Genomic DNA, 20,831 nt, shown 5'->3' on the forward strand with positions numbered 1-20,831 from the left:
TCTCCCGCCCGTCGCAGCTGCATCAAGGATGCAACCGCTCCCGTTGGGCCCGGCGCCCCGAAGGGGCGCACGCCGTGCCAAAGCACGGCGCCGGGCCCAAGGGGGAGAGCACCTCCGACAGGAGGTCGATCCCGCGCGGGAGAGCCCCCGGCGATCGGTTTGATTGATCCCTTCAGGTGCCGCAGAAGGTTGCCGGAACCACCTCTTGGGGGCGTGGTGGGTTTTGCAGATTCCTATGCTCCGGCTGATCCTCATAGGGATGCACAAGAACGTCCATCAGCCGCTCGAAAGGCGCCAAGTCGCCGCTGACCGCCGCCGCAATCATCTCTTCCATGCGATGGTTGCGCGGAATGAAGGCCGGATTGACCTGCCGCATCAGGCCTTCCGGGTCTTCCTCTGAGGCAATCCGCTGCCGCCACGTCGTTGCCCAGCTGTCAAAGGCCCCAGGATCCAGGAATTGACCCCGCGCGGCCTCCCCGGCCAGAGCGCGGAACGTATTGGTGAAATCCGCCTGCCCCGCGGCCATGCGATCCAGCAGATCCTCGATCAGCGCCATATCGCCCTCCTTGGGCGTCGTGATCCCGATCTTCGCGGCAAAGCGGCTGAGCCATTCCCGCTCGATCACGCCAGGCATGGCATGGACGATCTCGGTTGCCTCCTCGACGCCCTCCTGCGGATCGTCCATCTGCTGGATCAGGGCCGTGGCGAGCTGCGCCAGGTTCCAGACCACGATCCCCGGCTGGTTGTCATAGGCATAGCGCCCCATCCGGTCGATGGAGCTGAAGACCTGCGAGGGATTATAGATATCCATGAAGGCGCAGGGCCCATAGTCGATCGTCTCGCCCGAGATGGTGCAATTGTCGGTGTTCATCACCCCGTGGATGAAGCCCACCGACATCCACTGCGCCACCAGCCGCGCCTGGGCATCGCGCACCGCGCGCAACAGGCCCATCGGCCCCTTGGCCCCCGGGTAATGGCGATCAATCGCATATTGGGTGAGCCGCTTCAGCGCCGCGGTCTCTCGGCGGGCGGCAAAGATCTGAAAGGTCCCCACCCTCAGGTGACTGGCGGCCACCCGCGTCAGCACCGCACCGGGCATGGCCGCCTCGCGCCAGACTGAATCGCCGGTTTCCACCGCCGCCAGCGCCCGTGTGGTGGGAATGCCAAGGGCATGCATCGCCTCTGAGACCACATATTCCCGCAACACAGGCCCCATCCAGGCCCGCCCATCCCCGCGGCGCGAATAGGGCGTGCGCCCCGATCCTTTGAGCTGGATATCCCGGCGGATTCCGTCCGTGCCGATCACCTCCCCCAAGAGCACCGCGCGCCCATCGCCCAGCTGCGGGTTGAATGTGCCGAACTGATGCCCGGCGTATAGCTGCGCCAGCGGATCGGCGCCCTCCGGCACCCGGTTGCCACCAAAGACCTGCGCCATTTCCGGCAAGTCCCCCGGCGTGATGCCCAGGACCTGCGCCAGGTCGCGATTGAAGGCGAGCATGCGCGGGCTTGAAACCGGCTCCGGAGCCTGTTTGCTGTAGAACCCCGAGCCAAGGCCCGCGTATGTGTTGTCAAAGGGGATGTGCAATGTCATGGCCCAAACATATGCGGCCATTAGCGGATTGCCAGATCAAACCGGCGCAATGCAGGAGGAAAGAGATGCCCATGACGGCAGATGAGATCATCAAGCACCTCAGACTGGAGCCTCACCCCGAGGGCGGCTGGTATCGGCAGACCTGGGTGGCCGAAAACGAGGGCCGCCCCAGCGGCACCTGCATCTATTTCCTTCTGAAAGCCGGAGAGGCCAGTCATTGGCACCGGGTCGATGCGGCCGAGATCTGGCTTTATCACGCGGGCGCACCGCTGGTGCTGTCGCTCTCTGCATCGGATGAAGGCCCTGCGACAGATCACCTGCTGACCCCGGATCTGACCAAGGGCGCGCCGCAGCTGATCGTGCCCACAGGTCACTGGCAGGCCGCGCGCACGACCGGCGACTATACGCTGGTCAGCTGCACCGTGTCGCCGGGGTTCCAGTTCGAGGGCTTCGAGCTGGCAGAGCCTGGGTTTGATATTCCGCGCGGATAACCTGAGGGCAGCGGCGGAGCCTGGTAGGAAGCGCATACGCCCTCCCTTGGGACGGGTCGGGCGCTGCCCGGCCCTCTCGTCCGGGCAAGTCACTTAAAACACCTCTGTGTTAGCCCTCGCCTGGCAGGCTGACCACACCGCCGCCGACACAGGCGCTCACCCCCGTGGTGCCGGGACAGGAAGTCGGCATGCCCCGCGCAACCCGCACCGCCAGATGGGCAAAGGCCTGGGCCTCCAGCATATCGCCATCAAGACCCACATCCTCGACGGGCTTCACCGGACAGTCGAGCGAGACCCGCAGCATCTCCATCAGCACCGGATTGTGCCGCCCGCCCCCCGTGACCAGCACCACCTCGGGCAGCTCGGGGCAATGCTCCACGCCTTGAGCCACGGCAGCGGCACACATCGCTGTCAGCGTCGCGGCGGCGTCTGCATCGCTCAACTCGCCCACCAAAGTGACCATCTCGGCAAAATCGTTTCGATCCAGAGACTTGGGAGGCATCTTGGCAAAGAAGGGCTCGGCCAGGAACAGCTCCAGCGCGCCCTCTTCCACCTCACCCCTGCGGGCAATCGCGCCATCCTTGTCATAGGGCAGCCCCAGGCGCGCTTGCAGCAAATCGTTGAGCGGCGCATTGGCCGGGCCGGTGTCAAAGGCCAGAAGCGCACCGGCTTCCTCGGGGCGCCGGAAACGCGGATCCACGTAGGTGATATTGCCCACCCCGCCGAGGTTCAGGAAGCAAAGGGGAGCCGTCGCGCCGATGAATTTGGCGCAGGCAAAATGGAAAAACGGCGCCAGCGGCGCGCCTTCGCCGCCCAGGGCCACATCGTCGGACCGGAAATCCCAGACCACGGGTTTTCCCAGCGCCTCGGCCAGGGCCGCGCCATCGCCCACCTGCAGCGTGCCCTGACGGCGCGGCGCATGGGCCAGGGTCTGGCCGTGAAAGCCGACGATCTGCGCAGCAGGAAAACCCGCCAGAACTTCGGCATGGACGCGATCCGTCAGGGCGGCGGCCTCCTCCACCTCTGGCCCCGACCATTTGCCGAGGCCCGCCCGCAGCACCGCCCGCTCTGCCGCGCTATAGGCGCGATAGCCGCTGTCGCCAAAGGCAAAGATCCGCTCCCCGTCGGTGTCCACCAGCGCCGCATCCACCCCATCCAGCGAGGTGCCGCTCATGGCGCCCAATGCGGTCACGCGACCGGTTTTCGAAATCGCTCGTGTCATCATCCGCTCTTTTGTCCGCCCCCTGCAGCCTGCCCGAAGGGGCCATGAAATTCTGCGCAAAAGCAGGTTCCATGTGCTCCCTTTGCGTTTTATACAGCAGATCGCAATAGACAAGCCGAGGCATGCCATGACCTACCATCCAAAATCGGATTTCATCACCGTGATGATGGAGCGCGGGTTTCTCGCCGACTGTACGGACTATCAGGGTCTGGACGAGGCGCTGATGACCCCGGGCCAGTCCGGCTATATCGGCTTTGACGCCACCGCGAAATCGCTGCACGTGGGCTCGCTGATCCAGATCATGATGCTGCGCTGGCTGCAGAAGACCGGCCACAAGCCGATCACCCTGATGGGCGGCGGCACCACCAAGGTGGGCGATCCGTCGTTTCGCGCCGATGAACGCCCGCTGCTGACGCCCGAACAGATCGACGACAATATCGCGGGGATCAAGAAGGTGTTTTCGGCCTATGTCGATTACAACGACGGCCCCAGTGGCGCGATGATGATCAACAACGACGAATGGCTGAGCGGGCTCAACTACCTGGAATTCCTGCGCGACATCGGGCGGCATTTCTCGGTCAACCGGATGCTGTCCTTTGAAAGCGTGAAATCGCGGCTGGACCGGGAGCAATCGCTCAGCTTCCTCGAATTCAATTACATGATCCTGCAGGCCTATGACTTTCTGGAGCTGAACCGCCGCTATGGCTGCATCCTTCAGATGGGCGGCTCGGACCAATGGGGCAATATCGTCAACGGCATCGACCTGACGCGCCGGGTGCTGGATCACGAGATCTACGGGCTGACCTCGCCGCTCTTGACCACTTCGGATGGCAAGAAGATGGGCAAGTCGCAGAACGGTGCAGTCTGGCTGAACCCGGATATGCTCTCCCCTTATGAGTTCTGGCAGTTCTGGCGCAACACCACGGATGCGGATGTGGGCAGGTTCCTGAAGCTCTACACCGAGCTGCCGGTGGAGGAATGCGACCGTCTGGGCGCGCTGGCAGGGTCCGAGATCAACGCCGCAAAGGTGATCCTCGCCAATGAGGTGACCACCCTGCTGCATGGTTCTGACGCCGCCGAGGCCGCCGAGGCCACCGCGCGCGAGGTCTTTGAGAAAGGCGGCGTGGGCGACGACCTGCCGACGCTGAACCTGACGCCTGCGGACCTAGAGGGTGGTATTTCGATCGTGCAGTTGATCGTGAAGTCCGGCCTTGCGAAATCCGGCAAGGAGGCCAAGCGGCTGATCTCCGAGAATGGCGCGCGGATCGACGACGCGCCACTGACAGACGCGGGCCTGATGATCGACGCGGGCGCCCTCGCCGCTCCTATCAAGCTGAGTGCCGGCAAGAAGCGCCACGCATTGGTGCAACTGGTCGACTGAAGACCCTGCTCATCTGTGCTACGGCCAAAGGGGCAAGATCTGCCCCTTTTTCTTTGCCTTGAAACGCTAGTCGAAAGGCAAACGTCGCCCTCCCGCCCGTCGCGGGCGCATCAAAGATGCATCTGCTCCCGTTGGGCCTGGCGCCGCGCTTTGGCGCGGCGTGGGTGCGCCCGGTAGCAAACGGCAGGTCGTTGAAGGGCTTCCGGCAGTTTTAGGGCTCCGCCGCGCGGCGCAGCCGCGCCGGGCCCAAGGCCGCACAAAGGCGTTGACGGCGGCAGCCGTCAGCACCTGCGGGCGCGGGAGCCCCCAGCCGGCAACAGAAGCGGGGGCTATCGATCTAGAAGACCAGCAGATCCGCCAAGGTCAGCAGGAAGAACACCGGGATCGACAGCAGGGTGGCGAACAGAACCGCAGCACTCTTGCTGATCCGAGGACTGGGGGCGCTGTGGCCCATGATATGTGTCGGCTTTTTCATGCCCCTATTAACCCTGAATTAGGTTTCCGTTCCGTAAATGGATATATGTTCGATTTCATTCCGCCGGTCTCTGCGACCCGCCCCGACACTCAGGGCAGCCTGCCCCAATCCGAGGAATTCCTACGCGCTCTGAGGGCGACGGGACAGGATCCGCTGGTCCTGGAACGGATGAACAATACGGTCGTGCTGCGGCAACGGCTCTGGGGTCGCCTGGATGTCGCCATGGTGAACCGCGCCCGGTTTGAAAAGCCCCTGCGCCTCTTGGAGATCCTGCAGGAAGAGGGCCTGCGCCGCACACCGGTGATCCTGTCCCCCGAAGCCCCCACGCCCGAACTGGCCCAGCATGGCGCCCTGCCCTTGATGGGACCGGCCAGTATCGCCCGGCTGGACCTGTCCAGCAGCCCCGAGCGGCGCCGTGCCGCCCTGCACCAGAAATGGCGCAATCGGCTGAAACATGGCGAAAGCCAGGGCCTGCGCCTGACCCGGCAGACCATGCCGTTCGATGCAAATCACTGGCTCTTTGCCGCAGACCAGGCCCAGCAATCCGAACGTGGCTACCGCAGCTGGCCGCTGGCACTGACCCTTGCCTATGGGCAGGCCAACAAGGGCATGGCAAAGCTGTTTCAGGCCTTTGAGGGCAAAGACCCCGTGGCCGCCATCCTGGTGCTGCGCCACGGGCGTGAGGCCAGCTATCACATCGCCCACACCACCCAACGCGGCAAGGCGCTGTCGGCCCATAACCTCTTGCTGTGGGAAGCGATGAGCTGGCTCTCGGCCCAGGGCTGCAAGAGCCTCGATCTGGGCGTGATCAATACCGAGGACGCGCCGGGTCTGGCGCGCTTCAAACTGGGCACCGGTGCCCAGCTGCATCGCCTGGGCGGCACCTGGCTCTTCTGGCCACCGATGGGTCGGCTGCTGACGCCGCTGGCGCGGCTCGACAGGCGCATGATGGGCGCATGATGGACGCGTAGGAACGCTGGACAGCGCCCGCCCCCCGTGTTTATTTGAACACATGTTCAGATACCGGGAGGACCCCTTTCATGAAACTCGATCAGACATGCGCGGTGATCACCGGCGGCGCATCCGGTCTTGGTGAGGCAACCGCCCGCCATTTTGCCGAGAGCGGCGCCAAGGTCACCATCCTGGACCGCGACGCCGAGCGCGGCGCCAAGGTCGCGGCCGAGATCGGCGGCTATTTCGTCGAAACCGACGTAACGGACGAGGGCTCTGTCGCCGCGGCCATCACCTATGCGGCCGAGCAGATGGGCCGCATATCGGCCTGCGTGAACTGCGCCGGCATCGCCTACGGGATCAAGACCGTCGGCAAGGAGGGCGCGCACCCGCTTGATGCCTACAAGCGGACCATCGACATCAACCTGGTGGGCACCTTCAACGTGGCGCGCCTCGCCGCGGTCGAAATCGCCAAGAACGAGCCCGAACCGGATGGCGCCCGCGGCGTGATCATCAACACCGCATCGATCGCGGCCTTTGACGGGCAGAAGGGCCAGGTGGCCTATTCCGCCTCCAAGGGCGGTGTCGTGGGCATGTGCCTGCCGATGGCGCGCGATCTGGCCTCGACCGGCATTCGCGTGATGACCATCGCACCGGGCATCTTCATGACCCCGATGCTGGCCGGCCTGCCCGAAGAGGTGCAACAGCAACTGGCCGCCGATGTGCCGAACCCGGCCCGCCTGGGCGATCCGTCGGAATACGGTCGCCTGGCCGGGTTCATCGTCGAGATGGGCTACCTAAATGGTGAGGTGATCCGCATCGATGGCGCCCTGCGGATGCGGTAAACTCGATCATTAACAAATTGTTAAGGCGAAACCTTAAAGGGGCACTCTCACCGGGCGCCCCTTTTTGCGTCTCCTTATTCACCGCAGGAAGGTGAATGAAGTATTAACCATATAAAGCTGATTTTATTCAATGTTTCGTGCGCGAAACACAGCCCGTCAGGCGCCTTCGGATTTTTCTTCCAGCTCCAGCCACTCCTCTTCGGCGGCAGCCAGTTTTTCCTGCCGTTCCACAAGGGCTTCACTGGCCTTCTTGAACTTCACAGGTTCACGGGTGAAGAGCTCCGGATCGGCCATCAGCTGTTCCAGCTTGGCGATTTCCTGCTCCAGGCGTTCGATCTCGCCGGGCAGCGCCTCAAGCCGGTGTTTCTCCTTGAAGCTAAGCCCCTCTTTCGGCTGCGCCTCCTGCTTTGGCTTCGGCTTTGAGGCCTTTGGCTTTTCTGCCTTTTCCTCCGGCTCGCTTGGGGCACGCTGGGACAGGTAATCGCTCCATCCCCCGGCATAGGCGGTGGCGCGGCCATCCCCTTCCATGGCGATGGTGGTGGTGGCAACGCGATCCAGAAAATCCCGGTCGTGGCTCACCAGCAAGACCGTGCCATCATAGGCATCCAGCAGCTCTTGCAGCAGGTCCAGCGTTTCCACATCCAGATCGTTGGTCGGTTCGTCCAGCACCAGAAGGTTGCTTTGCCGCGCCATCAGCCGGGCCAGCAAGAGCCGCGCCTTCTCCCCACCCGAGAGCGAGCGCACCGGCGCGCGGGCCTGGCGTTCGTCGAACAGGAATTCCTTCAGGTATCCCACCACATGTTTCGGCTGACCACGTACCATGACCTGATCCGCCTTGCCGGAAATCCCCAAGGCAGGATCAGTGGTGAGGTTCTCCCAGAGCGAGGCTTCGGGATCCAGCTGATCGCGGGTCTGGTCGAAAAAGGCGATCTCGAGATTGGTGCCCAGCGTCACCTTGCCGGCATCGGGCTGCTCCATCCCCAGCAGCATCTTCAAGAGCGTCGTCTTGCCCGCGCCATTGGGGCCGACAAAGGCGACGCGTTCGCCGCGCTGCACCTTCAGCGAGAAATTGGAAACGATGGTTTTGCCGTCATAGGCCTTGGCTAATCCCTCGGCCTCGATCACCTTGCGGCCCGATTTGGGGCCTGCCTCCAGCGCCAGTTCGGCAGCGCCCTGGCGTTTGATCTGCGATGCGCGCTCGGCCTTCAGATCCTGCAGGGCGCGCACCCGGCCCATGTTGCGCTTGCGCCGGGCCGAGATGCCTTCGACCGCCCAGCGGCTTTCGGATTTGATCAGGCGGTTCAGCTTGTGGCGCTGCTGGTCTTCCTCTTCCCAGATCTTGTCGCGCCAGGCCTCAAAGGCGTCAAAGCCCTTTTCCTGCCGCCGCACCTGCCCTCGGTCCACCCAGAGCGTGGCGCGGGTCAGGGCGCGCAGGAAGGCGCGGTCGTGGGAGATCAGCACATAGGCGGCGCGGGTGGATTTCAGCTCATTTTCAAGCCAGGTGATCGCCTCGATATCCAGATGGTTCGTCGGCTCGTCCAGCAGCATCAGATCCGGCGCCTCGGCCATCAGCTTCGCCAGGGCCGCACGGCGGCGTTCGCCCCCCGAAGCGGTCTCTACCGGGCGGGCGGGATCGAATTTCAGCCCCTCACCCGCGCGCTCCACCCGGTACATCTCGCCGGGTTCCAGCGCGCTGGCGGCGAAATCGCCCAAGGTCGCAAAGCCCGTCATCTGCGGGTCCTGCTCCATATAGCCAACCGTCTTGCCGGGCGGCACCACGATGCTGCCCCGGTCGGATTCCACCAGGCCGGCCATCACCTTCATCAGGGTGGACTTGCCGGAACCGTTGCGCCCCACCAGCGCTACCCGGTCACTGGGCTGCACCACGAGATCGAGATCGGAAAACACCGGATCGCCCCCGAAGGTGAGCGATATGCCGGACATCTGCAAAAGAGGAATTCGTGCCATAGACGCCAGCTAAACCGGCCCGCGCGCGCCGTCAACGCCGCAGGTGCGCAGAGGCCACCCGTCAGGCCGGTGCGGCCACCGCTCGCAACAGCCGTTTGCGCGCCTCCGGGATGGCATCGATGGCAACGCCGGTGAAGACATGCAGCGTATTGAGATCCCGATCCACCACCGCGTGATCGCTGACCCAGCCCCCCATCAGGAGGTAGGTGCGCAAGAGCGGTGGCATCTGGCGCAGGGCGTCCTTCTGGTCAGGGGGGTGATCTGGCAGATCCGAGAAGCGCAGGACCTCGGCCGCCTTGGCAGCCGGGCGCCATTGCTCGGGCGCAAGATGGCGCTGCCGCAGCAGTGCCAGGCTGTCTAGATAGGGCGCCACCTGTGTGCCCGCAAAGGAGCTGCAGCCAAACAGCAGGCGCACATCGCCCGCCTCCACCAGTGCCGTGATCGCGCCCCAGGCAAGGCGCAGGATATCGGCATCCTTTGCCGTGGGCCCGATACAGAAGCGGCCGACCTCGGCAATGGCACCCTCAAATGCACGCAGCCGCTCCAGATCGTAAAACTGTGCCGAATAGCTCTGATCGATCTCAGAGCCGCCCGACAGCAGGATCATCCGGAAACAGCACAGCAGCGCGCCGCTTTGCTGATCCTCCACCAGTACATGTCGGCAGATGTCGTCATAGGAGTCAGAATCCGGCCCCTTTGTACCGAAACACAGCCCACGCAGGGTCTGCGCCGCCCGAAGGTCCGCCGCATCCGCCGCCAGGCGTGCCCGGTAGCGTCCCTTGCTCAGGAGTGTGTCGCCTTCAGCCATTCCGGACCCTCAATGAAGCAGACACCGCCGACACCGGCAGCTGTTCCGCTGTGGCAGGCACCACGGCGCAGCAAAACACAGGCTGATCACAGCAAGGCGACAGACTTCGGGAGAAACCACAGGCCACAGGAATTGGACAGAACAGGCGAATAGGACAGGCCGACCACAGAGTCAGGCGCCCCTACTCGTCCAGAAGTGCCCCGGGCCCGAAGTTGCCGAGGTTGCCAAGCAGCTGCCGCAGGAATGTCTTGTCCTGAACGCTGGAGGAGGTCACCCGACGCTGCAGGGGAATCACCCGTCCATCTTCCAGTCCGAACCGCTGCACACCGCTGACGACACCGTTCTTGTCGAAGTTGACGGCAACCAGATCACGCGAAACCGGCTTGGGCGCCGCCGCTCCGAAATGCCGCATGCGGGTCGAGATATAATAATAGCCGCTGTCGTTCAGAACCCCCGAGGAACCCGGAACGCCGATGGTTTCGGCAACGGAATCGCGGGTATCCACCCCGACGACCACCTCTGCCAGCTGCTCATCCGAGGGCACATAGCCGTGTTTGCGATAGCTCGCCGCACAGGCCGCCACGGATCCGGCGGCCAGAAGCAGCAGCGCGCGCCGCATGGCTGTTTTCAGCTGAAATGACTGTGCACCCATGATGCCCCCTGATCCTGTGCCGGTCTCCGGCCTGACGGCCATCCGGCCCCGACTGTACGTATCCCGTACGAAGGCCCGATCGCCACGGCTTGATTGCGCCGCCCATCCCGATTACCTAATGCGCGCTTCTGGTTCAAGAAACGAAAGTTGCCAATATGGCTGACAGCACAGCTTTGCGCGTGGCCGATCTGCCGCAAAACGCCCCGACAGTTTTTGAAATTCGCCCCGAAGGCGAGACCCTCACCGCCCTGGCGCAGGAGCTGGGCCTCAACGCCCTGCGCAAGCTGCGCTTTGCCGGAGAGATCCGCGCCAGCGGCAAACGGGACTGGAGCCTGCAAGCCACCCTGGGCGCCACGGTGGTGCAGGATTGCGTGGTAACGCTGGAGCCGGTCACCACCCGCATAGATCAGAAGGTCGAGCGGCGTTACCTTGCAGGCTTTGAAGACCCCGGCGAGGAAGAGGCGGAAATGCCCGAGGATGAGACCAGCGAAGCCCTGGGCAGCCATATCGATCCCTTCGCGGTCATGGTCGAAGCCTTGAGCCTGGCGATCCCCGCCTACCCGCGCAAGGACGGGGAAGCCCTGGGCGAAGCCGTCTTCACCGCACCGGGCGTCGCGCCGATGCGCGATGAGGACACCAAACCCTTTGCGGCGCTGGCCGCGCTCAAGGATCAGCTGAAGACAGACGACTAGACGCCCGGCGGAAAACCACTGGCGAATAAATCACTGGCGCAAAAAACACCCGCCGCCCGTTTTTCCGGCTGGTACAGATCCGCGTCCTGGCTTAAAAAACCGCTTGCGTCGAAAAGGATTCGCAGTATTTTCGCGCGCTCATCGGAATTTTTGGTTGGACATCGGACAGGCTGCGGCCTACACGCACGTCACACCGATCACGACAGACAATGAAATCGCGCGGCGGGGAAGGCCCCAAGGCGCCAAGCAGACAAAGGTTGAGACATGGCCGTCCAACAGAACAAAGTATCCAAATCGCGCCGCAACAACCGTCGTGCGCACGATGCCCTGGTTGCTGCAAACCCGAATGAATGCTCCAGCTGCGGCGAACTGCGCCGTCCGCATCACGTGTGCCCCTCCTGCGGCCACTACGATGACAAGGAAATCATCGCGGCAAACGACGAAATCGACATGGATGAGGACGCGGCTTAAGCCCTCCTTTCAATCACGTAGCGCCAGGCAGGCAGGCTCATGACGGGAACACCCGATCGAACTGAGGCACAGACTGGCCGAATCGTGATTTCTGTCGATGCCATGGGCGGAGATGCCGGCCCTGCCGCTGTGGTGGCCGGTATCGCAAAATCCGCCGAGAAGAACACGCGAATCGCATTTCTTCTGCACGGCCCCGAAGACGAGCTGGCGCCCCTGGTCGCCAAACGACGCATCCTGACGGATCGCGTCGTTATTCGTCATGCGGAGAAGGTCGTCACCATGGGTGACAAGCCCAGCCAGGTGATGCGCAACGGCAAGGGCACCTCGATGTGGTCTGCCCTGGATGCCGTCAAGAACGGCGAGGCGGCAGGCGTTGTCTCCTGTGGCAACACCGGGGCGCTGATGGCGCTCAGCATGCTGCGCCTGCGCAAGATCCCCGGCGTCAACCGTCCGGCGATTGCGATTCTCTGGCCCTCGCGCAACCCGCAGGGGTTCAACGTGATGCTGGACGTCGGCGCCGACATTCGCGCCGATGCCGAGGATCTGTTGCAATATGCGCTCATGGGCACCTCCTACACGCGCAACTCGATGGATATCGCCCGCCCGCGCGTCGGTCTGCTCAATGTGGGCACCGAAGAGCACAAGGGCCGCGCCGAGCTGAAAGAAGCCTATGCGCTGATCGCGGAAAATGCCGAGGTTGCCGATTACGATTTTGTCGGTTTCGTCGAGGGCAGCGACATCCCCGGAAGCGTAGCCGATGTGATCGTCACCGATGGTTTCACCGGCAATGTGGCGATCAAGACCGGCGAAGGCACCGCAAGCCTCCTGCGTTCGGCGGTGAAGGAGGCGTTCGAATACTCCATCCTGTCGAAACTGGCGGCGCTGCTGGCCTATAGCTCCCTGTCGCGGCTGGCAAAGCGGCTTGATCCGCGCCGCGCCAATGGCGGCGTGTTCCTGGGCCTCAATGGCACCGTGGTGAAATCCCATGGCGGCGCCGATGCGACCGGCGTGTCCGCCGCTGTCAAACTGGCCTTCCGCCTGGCCGAGCAGGGCTTTGCCGACAAGCTGGCCGCACGGGTTGCATCCGCCGTCGAGCTTGCTCAGGATGCGCCAACTTCGGGCGATACCCGCCCTCCCACAGACTAACCCCATAAAGGCAGGCAACGAATGACGCGACGTGCAGTAGTAGTAGGCACAGGACATTACCTTCCCAAACGGGTGGTGGAAAACGCGGAATTCGAAAAGACGCTCGATACCTCGGACGAGTGGATCCGGGCGCGGTCGGGCATTGAGCGGCGCCATTTTGCCGAAGAGGGTGAAACCACATCCACCATGGCAACCGCCGCAGCCCGGGCAGCGCTGGCCGATGCTGGGCTTGAGGCCGACGATATCGACGCCATCGTGGTGGCCACCTCTACCGCCGATCTGACCTTTCCGTCTGCCGCCACCATGGTACAGGCGCAGCTGGAGATGACGCGCGGCTTTGCCTTTGACGTGCAGGCGGTCTGCGCGGGCTTTGTCTATGCCCTGTGCAATGCCAATGCGCTGATCGCCTCCGGCCAGGCCAACCGGGTGCTGGTGATCGGTGCCGAGACCTTCTCGAGGATCATGGACTGGACCGACCGGTCGACCTGCGTGCTGTTCGGCGATGGTGCGGGCGCGCTGATCCTTGAGGGACAGGAGGGCGCAGGCACCAACCAGGACCGCGGCATTCTGGCGACCGATCTCAATTCGGACGGGCGTTACAAGGATCTGCTCTATGTGGACGGTGGCGTCTCGACGCAGAACACCGGCCATTTGCGCATGCAGGGCAATCAGGTCTTCCGCCATGCGGTGGAAAAGCTGGCAAAAACCGCAAATACCGCGCTGGAGCGGGCCGGGCTTGGCGCCGATGAGGTCGATTGGATCGTGCCTCACCAGGCCAATATCCGCATCATCCAGGGCACCGCAAAGAAGATGGGGCTGAGCATGGAGAACGTTGTGGTGACCGTTCAGGATCATGGCAACACCTCCGCCGCCTCCATCCCGCTGGCGCTGTCGGTGGGCAAAGAGCGCGGCCAGATCAAGCCCGGCGACCTGATCGTGACCGAGGCCATTGGCGGCGGATTGGCCTGGGGTGCGGTCGTGCTGCGGTGGTAGCACGACTGCGTACAAACTCCTGCCTCGCAATTCATTGATATTGACAGTGAAATTCACCACACCCTATGCTTGAGTAAACAACGGGGATTGGTATGAGTGAAAAAACTCTGACGCGAATGGACCTGAGCGAGGCAGTTTTCCGCGAAGTCGGCCTCTCACGCAACGAAAGCGCCCAGCTGGTCGAAAGCATGCTGCAGCACATGTCCGACGCCCTGGTCCGGGGGGAGCAGGTGAAAATCTCGTCCTTCGGCACCTTCAGCGTGCGGGATAAATCGGCCCGTGTCGGCCGAAATCCCAAAACCGGTGAAGAGGTCCCGATCCAGCCGCGTCGCGTGCTGACCTTCCGGCCCTCCCATCTGATGAAAGACCGCGTCGCCGACGGCAACCGCAGCTGACGGCAGCTTGATCCGCGCGGTCGCAACCAACGGAACGAATACCCATGTCCAAATCACCAGACGCCTTCCGCACCATCAGTGAAGTTGCGGAATGGCTGGGGGTGCAGGCGCATGTGCTGCGCTTCTGGGAAAGCAAGTTCACCCAGGTCAAACCCGTGAAACGGGCGGGCGGGCGCAGGTACTACAGGCCCGCGGACATGCTGCTTTTGGGGGGCATCCGTAAACTGCTGCATGACGATGGCATGTCCATCAAGGAAGTGCAGGCGATCCTGCGCGATCTCGGGATTGGCCATGTCTCGGAGATGTCGCATAGCCTTGAGTCTGCGGCTCCCGGCGAACCCTCCATCAGTGGCGATGGCGGCCACCAGGACCAATCGGGCGCAGATGCCGCTTCTGGCGCGGCCCCTCAGGCCACCTCCGAAGAGAGCGCAGCCGACGCATCCCAGTCCGCCGCCCAGCCTCCCGCCGACGAGACCCCGCCCTTGGAAGGGCAGATGGATGCGCCCTCCGAAAACCAGGCCTTCTTCCATCAAGATGAGTTGGAGAGCGATCCCTCGGCCGCCGCGCAGGAACCTGCACCCACGCCAGACACCGGGACTTCGGATGCAGATCTGACAGCGCCTGAGATCACGGAACCGGATGTGGATAGCGCCCTGGAAAGCGCAGAGAGTGACGCCCCGGGTCACACACCGGACCCCGCAGCCGAGGAGCAAGCAATCGCAGCCGAGCCGGAACAGATCATGATGGATCTGGGTGCCCCGGCAGCGGGCACGGCGCCGGACCCGCTTGCTGTGCCCGACGCGGAAGACCTGCCCGCTCCCGAAGCCTCGCTTGAGGAAGCACCCGCCTCCGATGTGGACACCACACCGGACCTCTCACAAGCTGCGGAGGCCCTCGCGGATGACAGCTCCGCGCCGATGGATGCCGATCTTGCGTCCCCCCCCGAACTGACAGCCGACAGTGAGCCTGCGGCTGAACCGGTATTGGAAGCTGAGGCTGATCTCGCCTGGCAAAGCGCCATGGATGCCGATGCCCCCGCCGCACCAGAGGCCGAAGCGGCAGAACCGGCGGCTGACGATCCGGGCGCCTTCTCCGCCGCAATTGAACCGGCACCCGAAGACGCCACCCCGGTCGTGGCCTTGGATGACGCGGGCTCAAGTGATCCCGCCACGGACAGCAAGCCGCGAATCATTGCCGTTGCCGATGAGGACCTCGCCGCTCAGGTCAGCCTGCGCCCCGGAATTCTGACGCTCCTGTCGCAAGCAACCGAGATTGCGCCGGAGGCCCGTGCCGAAGTTGCCGCCTGCGCAGAGGAGCTGCGCGCCTGGCTGGACGCACATTAATTCTCCAAAGCGCGGAAAAACTTGGCAATGCCTCTTGCCCCCGCCGCCAAAACCGGTAGAAAGCGCGTCAACGGGCTATGGCGCAGCCTGGTAGCGCGTCCGTCTGGGGGACGGAAGGTCGCAGGTTCGAGTCCTGCTAGCCCGACCATATAAAACGCCTGGGTGTTTGCGCACCCAGGCGTTTTGTGTATCTGTAACCGGGGGTTACGGCTGTGGCGTATCAATTCACACAGAGCGGAACCCGGCCAGAGGGAGAGCGAATATGACAGGCGTATTGCCCAGCCAGAGACTGGAAACCATGCTGAGCCAGGGCCAAATTACCCTGGCCGAACCGCTGGTTGCCGGGCAGATCCAGCCCGCCAGCCTGGATCTGCGCTTGGGTCATGTGGCCTACCGCGTGCGCGCCTCCTTCCTGTCGGGCCATGGCAATACGGTCGCGGATCGCCTGTCCGAATTCGAAATGCACCGGATCGATCTGACCGGTGGCGCGGTGTTGGAAAAGGGTTGCGTCTACGTGGTGCCGCTGATGGAAGGCCTGGCGCTGCCGCAGGATATCTCGGCTGTGGCCAATGCCAAAAGCTCCACCGGGCGGCTTGACCTGCTGACGCGCACCATTACCGACGGCGGCGAGGAATTCGACCGCATCAAACCCGGCTACACCGGCCCGCTTTATGCCGAGATCTGCCCGCGCTCCTTCTCGGTCCTGGTGCGTCCGGGGATGCGGCTCAATCAGATCCGGTTCCGCACCGGTCAGGCGGTGCTGAGCGATCAGGAACTCGCCGCGCTGCACGCCCAAAGCCCGCTGGTGGATGGCGAGGCGGTGATCGAGGACGGGCTTGGCTTTTCCGTCGACCTGCAACTGCCCGGCAGCGATCTGGTGGGCTACCGCGCCAAGCCCCATACCGGGGTGATCGATCTGGATCGCATCGGCGCCTATGAAGCGCAGGACTATTGGGAGGAAGTGCGCACCACCAAGGGCCGCATCATCCTGGACCCCGGCGCCTTCTACATCCTGGTCAGCCGCGAGGCGGTGCATATCCCGCCCGCCTATGCCGCCGAAATGGCGCCCTATCTGGCGATGGTCGGGGAGTTCCGGGTGCATTACGCGGGCTTTTTCGATCCCGGGTTCGGCCATGCCTCAGCGGGTGGCGCCGGATCGCGCGGCGTGCTGGAGGTGCGCTGCCACGAGGCGCCCTTCGTGCTGGAACACGGGCAGGTCGTCGGCAGGCTGGTCTATGAACGGATGGCCGAGGTACCAGAGCAGCTATATGGCGCGGGCATTGCCTCCAACTACCAGGGACAGGGGCTGAAACTGTCCAAGCATTTCAAAAGCCCGCAGTAGAACCGGGCAACCGTCAGCGATTGTCCCGCTGTGCGCGTCTGGCGCGGCGCTCCTGCCGTATGGCGCGGACCCGTTCCTGCTCTTCGGTCTCAGCGGCTGCCTGGCGCCCCCTGCCCCGCCCGGCCATCGCATTGATCCCGGCATCCACGCCCTTGTTGACTGCCCGCCCCACCAGGCGGCGCAGGATCATGTTGAAGATGGATTCGACATTCATCACTTGGCTCCGCTTCTGTCCAATCCCAGGCTAGCCCAGGAATGAGACGATTTCTGGGCGCGCTCAGCTTTCGAACAGCTCCGGCTGCTCGCCAGTATCGTCGTCATCCGAATCGTCGCTCCCCTGGCCCAGCGGGAAGCTGCCCGGCGGCGGGCGGCTTTCGAGCAGACCCGCGGCGCGCAGTTCCTTCAGGCCCGGCAGATCGCGCGCGCTTTCCAGACCAAAGTGATCCAGGAACACCGGCGTCACCACAAATGTCACCGGGCGCCCCGGCGTCATCCGTCGGCGCCCCAGCCGGATCCACTCCATCTCCAGAAGCTGATCGATGGTGCCGCGCGACACCGAGACACCGCGGATCTCTTCGATCTCGGCACGGGTCACCGGCTGGTGATAGGCGATGATGGCAAGGGTCTCGATCGCGGCACGGCTCAGCTTGCGGGTCTCGACGACCTCCTTCTGCATCAGGAAGCCGAGGTCGGGCGCGGTGCGGATCGCCCAGGCCTCGCCCACGCGCACCACCCGCACGCCGCGTCCCTCGTAGCGTTTGCGCAGGTATTCCAGCGCCTCGCCCGGGTTGCAGCCATGCGGCATGCGCGCTTCCAGATCGCGGATCGTCACGGGTTCCGTGCTGGCAAACAGCACCGCTTCGACCATGCGTTCCTGTTCGGCCATGGGCGGGGCCTCGAACAAGCTGTCCGAGCCTTCGGGCCTGCCTTCGCTTTCAGGATTGCTGAAATCTTCCATCAGGGGTCCCCATTCAGATGGCGCAGCTGGATCGGCGCAAATGTTTCGCTCTGGCGCAGTTCCACCTGGCCTTCCTTCACCAGTTGAAGTGAGGCGGCAAAGGTCGCCGCCGTGGCCGAGCGCCGCTTCACCGGGTCGCTGTGCCAGCCCTCCGGCAGGTAGCTCAGCATATCGGTCCAGCTGCCGGTAAAGCCAATCAGCCCGCGCATCCGTTCCAGCGCCTCTTCCATGGTGAAGACCGAATCGCGGTCCATCACGAAGGGGCGGAAATCGTCGCGGGTGCGGATGCGGGCATAGCCCTGCATCAGGTCAAGCAGGTTGGCGCTATAGGTGACGGTGCGGATCCGCTCCACGGTTTCGCTTTGACCGCGGGCAAAGAAGTCGCGCCCCAGCTGATCGCGCCCCATCAACCGCGCCGCCGCATCGCGCATCGCCTGCAGCCGCTCCAGCTGGAAGGCCAGGTGTGCCGCCAGTTCTTCGCCCGAGGGCCCTTCTTCCTCCGGGTCGGGCGGCAGCAGCAGGCGCGACTTCAGGAAGGCAAGCCAGGCCGCCATCACCAGGTAGTCGGCAGCCAGTTCGATGCGCAGCTCCTTGGCGCGCTCCACGAAACTCAGATATTGCCGCGCCAGTTCCAGAACCGAAATCCGCCGCAGATCCACCTTCTGGGTGCGCGACAGCATCAGCAAAAGGTCGAGCGGCCCCTCATAGCCGTCGACATCGACGATCAGCGCCTCAGCCGCCAGACGGTCTTCGACCGAGGGCTGAGCCTCTTCCGGGAACAGGGTATCTTCAGACATAAACCTTTCCGCCCATCAGGGCAGCAAGTTCGGCCTCGGCGGCCTCTATGTCAAGCGGCGCAGGCGTTTTGCGCGCCTCAACCGCCTTCAACGCACGCATTTGGCCCGTCTCGTCCAGGCGTCCGGCAGCTTCGGCCACGGCGGTGCGGGTGGGCAGATCCGCATTGCACAGAAGCACGATATCGCAGCCCGCAGCCCGGGACTGGCGCGCGATATCCTGCGGCGCGCCTTTCAGCGCCTTCATCGAGATGTCATCGGTCATGATCAGCCCGTCAAAGCCGATCTGCTGGCGGATCATGTTCATCACCGGCTGGGACAGGGTCGCCGGGCGCTGATCCAGCGCCTCGAACACGATATGGGCGGTCATGGCCATGGGCAGGTCGTTCAAGGCCTGGAACGGGGCGAAATCGGTTTGCTCCAGCTCCTCAAAGGAGGTTGCCACATGGGGCAGGTCGTGATGGCTGTCCGCCACCGCGCGACCATGGCCGGGAATATGTTTCAGCACCGGCACCACGCCACCGTCCAGATGCCCCGCAGCGACCGCGCGGGACAGCTCAGCCACATCGGCAGCCGTTTCGCCGTAGCAGCGGTTCTTCAGGAAGGGGTGCGTATCGGCCCCGGCAATATCGGCAAGCGGCGCGCAGTTGCTGTCGATGCCAAGGGCGCGCAGCTCCTGGGCAATCAGGCGGTAGCGCAGATACATGGCGCGGGGGGCCTCCTTGCCTGCCTGCACGGCATGGTCCAGCGGCGGCATCCATTCGCGGCCCAAGGGGGCGCGCAGACGCTGCACGCGTCCGCCTTCCTGATCGATGGTGATCAGACAGTCGCGCCCCACCGCCTCGCGCATGTCATCGCAGAGCGCGCGGATCTGATCGGGCGTGTCGATATTGCGGGCAAACAGGATGAACCCAAACGGGTCCGCGTCGCGAAACAGCGCCTTTTCATCTGGGCTCAGGCGCAGGCCCGTGGCATCCAGGATGGTGGCGCCGAAACCGCCGCTCATCGCGTGGTCACGGGGATGCAATCGGCATTGCCTGCCACCAGCGCCGAGCAGAAGCGACGCGCATCCGACAGCCCGTCAAAGCCCATGGCGCGCAGGCGGTAGAAGGTACGCCCGCCACTTTCGGCGCGCTGGATCACGCGCTTCTTGTCGGCAAGGTAGTCTTCGAACTGGCCATAGATGCGGTCCCATTCGGCGCGGGCGACCTCGGCGCTTTCGTAGGCGCCAAGCTGGGCCAGCCGGGTGCCCGCAGGCAGGCTGTCGGCAGAGACTTCCAGGGCAACCGAGCCCGAAGCCGTGGCCGCAGGGGCCGTGGCCGGGGCAAACCGCGCCGGACGCAGATGCGGGCGCAGGGAGATCTTCACCCCCGGCGCCTTCAGAAGCGCGGCAGAGGGTTGCGGTGCCGCCGCGATGGCGGCGATCTCCACCGGCTTCAGCGGCTCGGGCTGGATGATCGCCGGGGCAGAGAGGGCTGTTTCAACGCGCTCTGCGGGGGCAGATCCGACCTCCGGAGCCGATCCAAGCGGCGCAACGCCCTCGGTCAGCTCGGCCACCAGCGCATTGATGTCACCGCCTTGATAGGCGGCCAGGGTTTCCTCGGACACGGCAGAGCCGGAAGGCCCGGCCTGATCGGCGCGGTCCTGTTCGGCCAGTTGCGCCAGTTCCGACATCGGACGGTCATCTTCGGTCAGTTCGATCGGCTCGGGCGCCAGCACCAGGCGATCCGCGGGATCCTCGGCAACGCCGGTGGCGGCCACCGCATTGACCGCCAGCCCCTGATGATCCGCCTGACGTCCGCCGGGGTTTTCCGGCTGGATACGCATCGGGCCTTCAACGGCCCGCACCACCGGCACGCCGCTCACATCACGCATCACCAGCTTGTAGCCCCAGACACCGATGCCAACCACCAGCGCCAGCGAGGCGATACCGCCCAAGATCCCGGCGATGCGGCCAAAGCCGCCCTGCCCTGCAGCGGCATCCTCGTCGATGCCATCATATCCGTAATCGTCTTCCCCATAGGCCCCGGCCTGGGCCGGATCGAAGCCGCCATAGGCATGCGGCGCTTCCGGGGCCGCGTATGCGGGCTGTGGCTGGCCAAAGGGCTGCCGGGCCGGAGCCGCGATGGGCGGCTCGGGCGCTGCGAAGTGCTGCTGCTGATACTGTGCACCGCCTGCGGGGTCAGCTTGTGCGACTCCACCGTGGTCATAGGCAGGGCGCGCGCCCGCCTGCGTAAAATACGCCATGATCCGCCTCACTGCCCATCTCACGCAGGGCCGGGATGGCGCTGCGTGTCAGGGTCTCTTGAACTG

Annotated in this window: 22 protein-coding genes and 1 tRNA gene; 12 read left to right on the forward strand and 11 right to left on the reverse strand. The window is 64.3% G+C overall.

The annotated features are described in order from the left end of the window. Nucleotides 1-172: 172 nt before the first annotated feature. A complete protein-coding gene (locus PXK01_RS13300) occupies nt 173-1,591 on the reverse strand; it encodes a protein adenylyltransferase SelO (protein WP_274860443.1) in 1,419 nt (472 codons plus the stop codon). A 71-nt stretch (nt 1,592-1,662) separates the two neighbouring features. Here PXK01_RS13300 and PXK01_RS13305 point away from each other — a divergent pair, with 71 nt between their 5' ends. Further along, nucleotides 1,663-2,082, forward strand: coding sequence for a cupin domain-containing protein (locus PXK01_RS13305; protein WP_274860489.1), 420 nt, complete (start codon nt 1,663-1,665; stop codon nt 2,080-2,082). Nucleotides 2,083-2,191: 109 nt separating this feature from the next. Here the strand turns inward: PXK01_RS13305 and PXK01_RS13310 are convergent, their stop codons facing one another. Then, on the reverse strand, nt 2,192-3,304 hold the full coding sequence (locus PXK01_RS13310) for an anhydro-N-acetylmuramic acid kinase (RefSeq protein ID WP_274860445.1): 1,113 nt from the start codon (nt 3,302-3,304) through the stop codon (nt 2,192-2,194). A gap of 127 nt (nt 3,305-3,431) precedes the next feature. Between PXK01_RS13310 and tyrS the strand changes: the two genes are divergently transcribed. Beyond that, on the forward strand, nt 3,432-4,685 hold the full coding sequence (tyrS, locus tag PXK01_RS13315) for a tyrosine--tRNA ligase (protein WP_274860446.1): 1,254 nt from the start codon (nt 3,432-3,434) through the stop codon (nt 4,683-4,685). A 337-nt stretch (nt 4,686-5,022) separates the two neighbouring features. On the opposite strand, the gene PXK01_RS13320 is transcribed toward tyrS, so the two are convergent. Next, nucleotides 5,023-5,160, reverse strand: a complete 138-nt coding sequence (locus PXK01_RS13320) for a hypothetical protein (RefSeq protein WP_274860448.1) — start codon at nt 5,158-5,160, stop codon at nt 5,023-5,025. A 45-nt stretch (nt 5,161-5,205) separates the two neighbouring features. Here PXK01_RS13320 and PXK01_RS13325 point away from each other — a divergent pair, with 45 nt between their 5' ends. Continuing rightward, on the forward strand, nt 5,206-6,120 hold the full coding sequence (locus tag PXK01_RS13325; RefSeq protein ID WP_274860450.1) for a GNAT family N-acetyltransferase: 915 nt from the start codon (nt 5,206-5,208) through the stop codon (nt 6,118-6,120). 80 nt (nt 6,121-6,200) lie between these two features. After that, nucleotides 6,201-6,956, forward strand: a complete 756-nt coding sequence (locus PXK01_RS13330; protein ID WP_274860452.1) for an SDR family NAD(P)-dependent oxidoreductase — start codon at nt 6,201-6,203, stop codon at nt 6,954-6,956. Between the two features lie 156 nt (nt 6,957-7,112). Here PXK01_RS13330 and PXK01_RS13335 read toward each other — a convergent pair whose 3' ends face one another. The 3 genes from PXK01_RS13335 to PXK01_RS13345 form a co-directional block, all read right to left on the reverse strand. Beyond that, nucleotides 7,113-8,924, reverse strand: coding sequence for an ABC-F family ATP-binding cassette domain-containing protein (locus PXK01_RS13335; protein ID WP_446728451.1), 1,812 nt, complete (start codon nt 8,922-8,924; stop codon nt 7,113-7,115). Between the two features lie 61 nt (nt 8,925-8,985). Then, nucleotides 8,986-9,732 carry a GNAT family N-acetyltransferase gene (locus PXK01_RS13340; RefSeq protein WP_274848991.1) on the reverse strand — a complete coding sequence of 249 codons (747 nt, stop codon included), beginning with the start codon at nt 9,730-9,732 and terminating at the stop codon, nt 8,986-8,988. A 181-nt stretch (nt 9,733-9,913) separates the two neighbouring features. Continuing rightward, nucleotides 9,914-10,384: an outer membrane protein assembly factor BamE gene (locus PXK01_RS13345; protein ID WP_274848990.1), complete on the reverse strand. Its 471-nt coding sequence runs from the start codon at nt 10,382-10,384 to the stop codon at nt 9,914-9,916. A gap of 155 nt (nt 10,385-10,539) precedes the next feature. On the opposite strand from PXK01_RS13345, the gene PXK01_RS13350 reads away from it, so the two are divergent. The 8 genes from PXK01_RS13350 to PXK01_RS13385 all read left to right on the forward strand — a co-directional run bounded on the left by PXK01_RS13350 (nt 10,540) and on the right by PXK01_RS13385 (nt 16,766). Further along, entirely contained in the window at nt 10,540-11,076 is a 537-nt protein-coding gene (locus PXK01_RS13350; RefSeq protein ID WP_274848989.1) for a YceD family protein, read from the forward strand. Nucleotides 11,077-11,340: 264 nt separating this feature from the next. Next, nucleotides 11,341-11,547 carry a 50S ribosomal protein L32 gene (gene rpmF / locus PXK01_RS13355; RefSeq protein WP_274848988.1) on the forward strand — a complete coding sequence of 69 codons (207 nt, stop codon included), beginning with the start codon at nt 11,341-11,343 and terminating at the stop codon, nt 11,545-11,547. A gap of 39 nt (nt 11,548-11,586) precedes the next feature. After that, nucleotides 11,587-12,693 (forward strand): phosphate acyltransferase PlsX, encoded by a 1,107-nt coding sequence (plsX, locus tag PXK01_RS13360; RefSeq protein ID WP_274860454.1) that lies wholly within the window; start codon nt 11,587-11,589, stop codon nt 12,691-12,693. Nucleotides 12,694-12,714: 21 nt separating this feature from the next. Further along, nucleotides 12,715-13,686 carry a beta-ketoacyl-ACP synthase III gene (locus PXK01_RS13365; RefSeq protein ID WP_274848986.1) on the forward strand — a complete coding sequence of 324 codons (972 nt, stop codon included), beginning with the start codon at nt 12,715-12,717 and terminating at the stop codon, nt 13,684-13,686. Between the two features lie 92 nt (nt 13,687-13,778). Continuing rightward, nucleotides 13,779-14,081 (forward strand): integration host factor subunit alpha, encoded by a 303-nt coding sequence (ihfA, locus tag PXK01_RS13370; protein ID WP_274848985.1) that lies wholly within the window; start codon nt 13,779-13,781, stop codon nt 14,079-14,081. Nucleotides 14,082-14,125: 44 nt separating this feature from the next. After that, nucleotides 14,126-15,424, forward strand: coding sequence for a MerR family transcriptional regulator (locus tag PXK01_RS13375; protein ID WP_274860455.1), 1,299 nt, complete (start codon nt 14,126-14,128; stop codon nt 15,422-15,424). A gap of 71 nt (nt 15,425-15,495) precedes the next feature. Then, nucleotides 15,496-15,572 (forward strand) — tRNA-Pro (locus PXK01_RS13380). 114 nt (nt 15,573-15,686) lie between these two features. Then, a complete protein-coding gene (locus tag PXK01_RS13385; protein WP_274860456.1) occupies nt 15,687-16,766 on the forward strand; it encodes a 2'-deoxycytidine 5'-triphosphate deaminase in 1,080 nt (359 codons plus the stop codon). A gap of 13 nt (nt 16,767-16,779) precedes the next feature. On the opposite strand, the gene PXK01_RS13390 is transcribed toward PXK01_RS13385, so the two are convergent. From PXK01_RS13390 to PXK01_RS13410, 5 genes are all read right to left on the reverse strand, one after another. Then, nucleotides 16,780-16,980: a hypothetical protein gene (locus PXK01_RS13390; protein ID WP_274848982.1), complete on the reverse strand. Its 201-nt coding sequence runs from the start codon at nt 16,978-16,980 to the stop codon at nt 16,780-16,782. 63 nt (nt 16,981-17,043) lie between these two features. Further along, nucleotides 17,044-17,724 (reverse strand): SMC-Scp complex subunit ScpB, encoded by a 681-nt coding sequence (scpB, locus tag PXK01_RS13395; RefSeq protein WP_274848981.1) that lies wholly within the window; start codon nt 17,722-17,724, stop codon nt 17,044-17,046. Next, nucleotides 17,724-18,521 carry a segregation and condensation protein A gene (locus PXK01_RS13400; RefSeq protein ID WP_274860458.1) on the reverse strand — a complete coding sequence of 266 codons (798 nt, stop codon included), beginning with the start codon at nt 18,519-18,521 and terminating at the stop codon, nt 17,724-17,726. The genes scpB and PXK01_RS13400 overlap by 1 nt, the downstream gene beginning before the upstream one ends. Next, the gene (gene nagZ / locus PXK01_RS13405; protein ID WP_274860459.1) at nt 18,514-19,524 is read right to left on the reverse strand and encodes a beta-N-acetylhexosaminidase; all 1,011 of its coding nucleotides are present in this window, start codon (nt 19,522-19,524) and stop codon (nt 18,514-18,516) included. The genes PXK01_RS13400 and nagZ overlap by 8 nt, the downstream gene beginning before the upstream one ends. Then, nucleotides 19,521-20,765 (reverse strand): SPOR domain-containing protein, encoded by a 1,245-nt coding sequence (locus PXK01_RS13410; protein WP_274860460.1) that lies wholly within the window; start codon nt 20,763-20,765, stop codon nt 19,521-19,523. Before PXK01_RS13410 ends, nagZ begins: the two co-directional genes overlap by 4 nt. Nucleotides 20,766-20,831: the final 66 nt, after the last annotated feature.

The sequence above is a fragment of the Phaeobacter sp. PT47_59 genome (assembly GCF_028890025.1).
Lineage (GTDB): Bacteria > Pseudomonadota > Alphaproteobacteria > Rhodobacterales > Rhodobacteraceae > Phycobacter.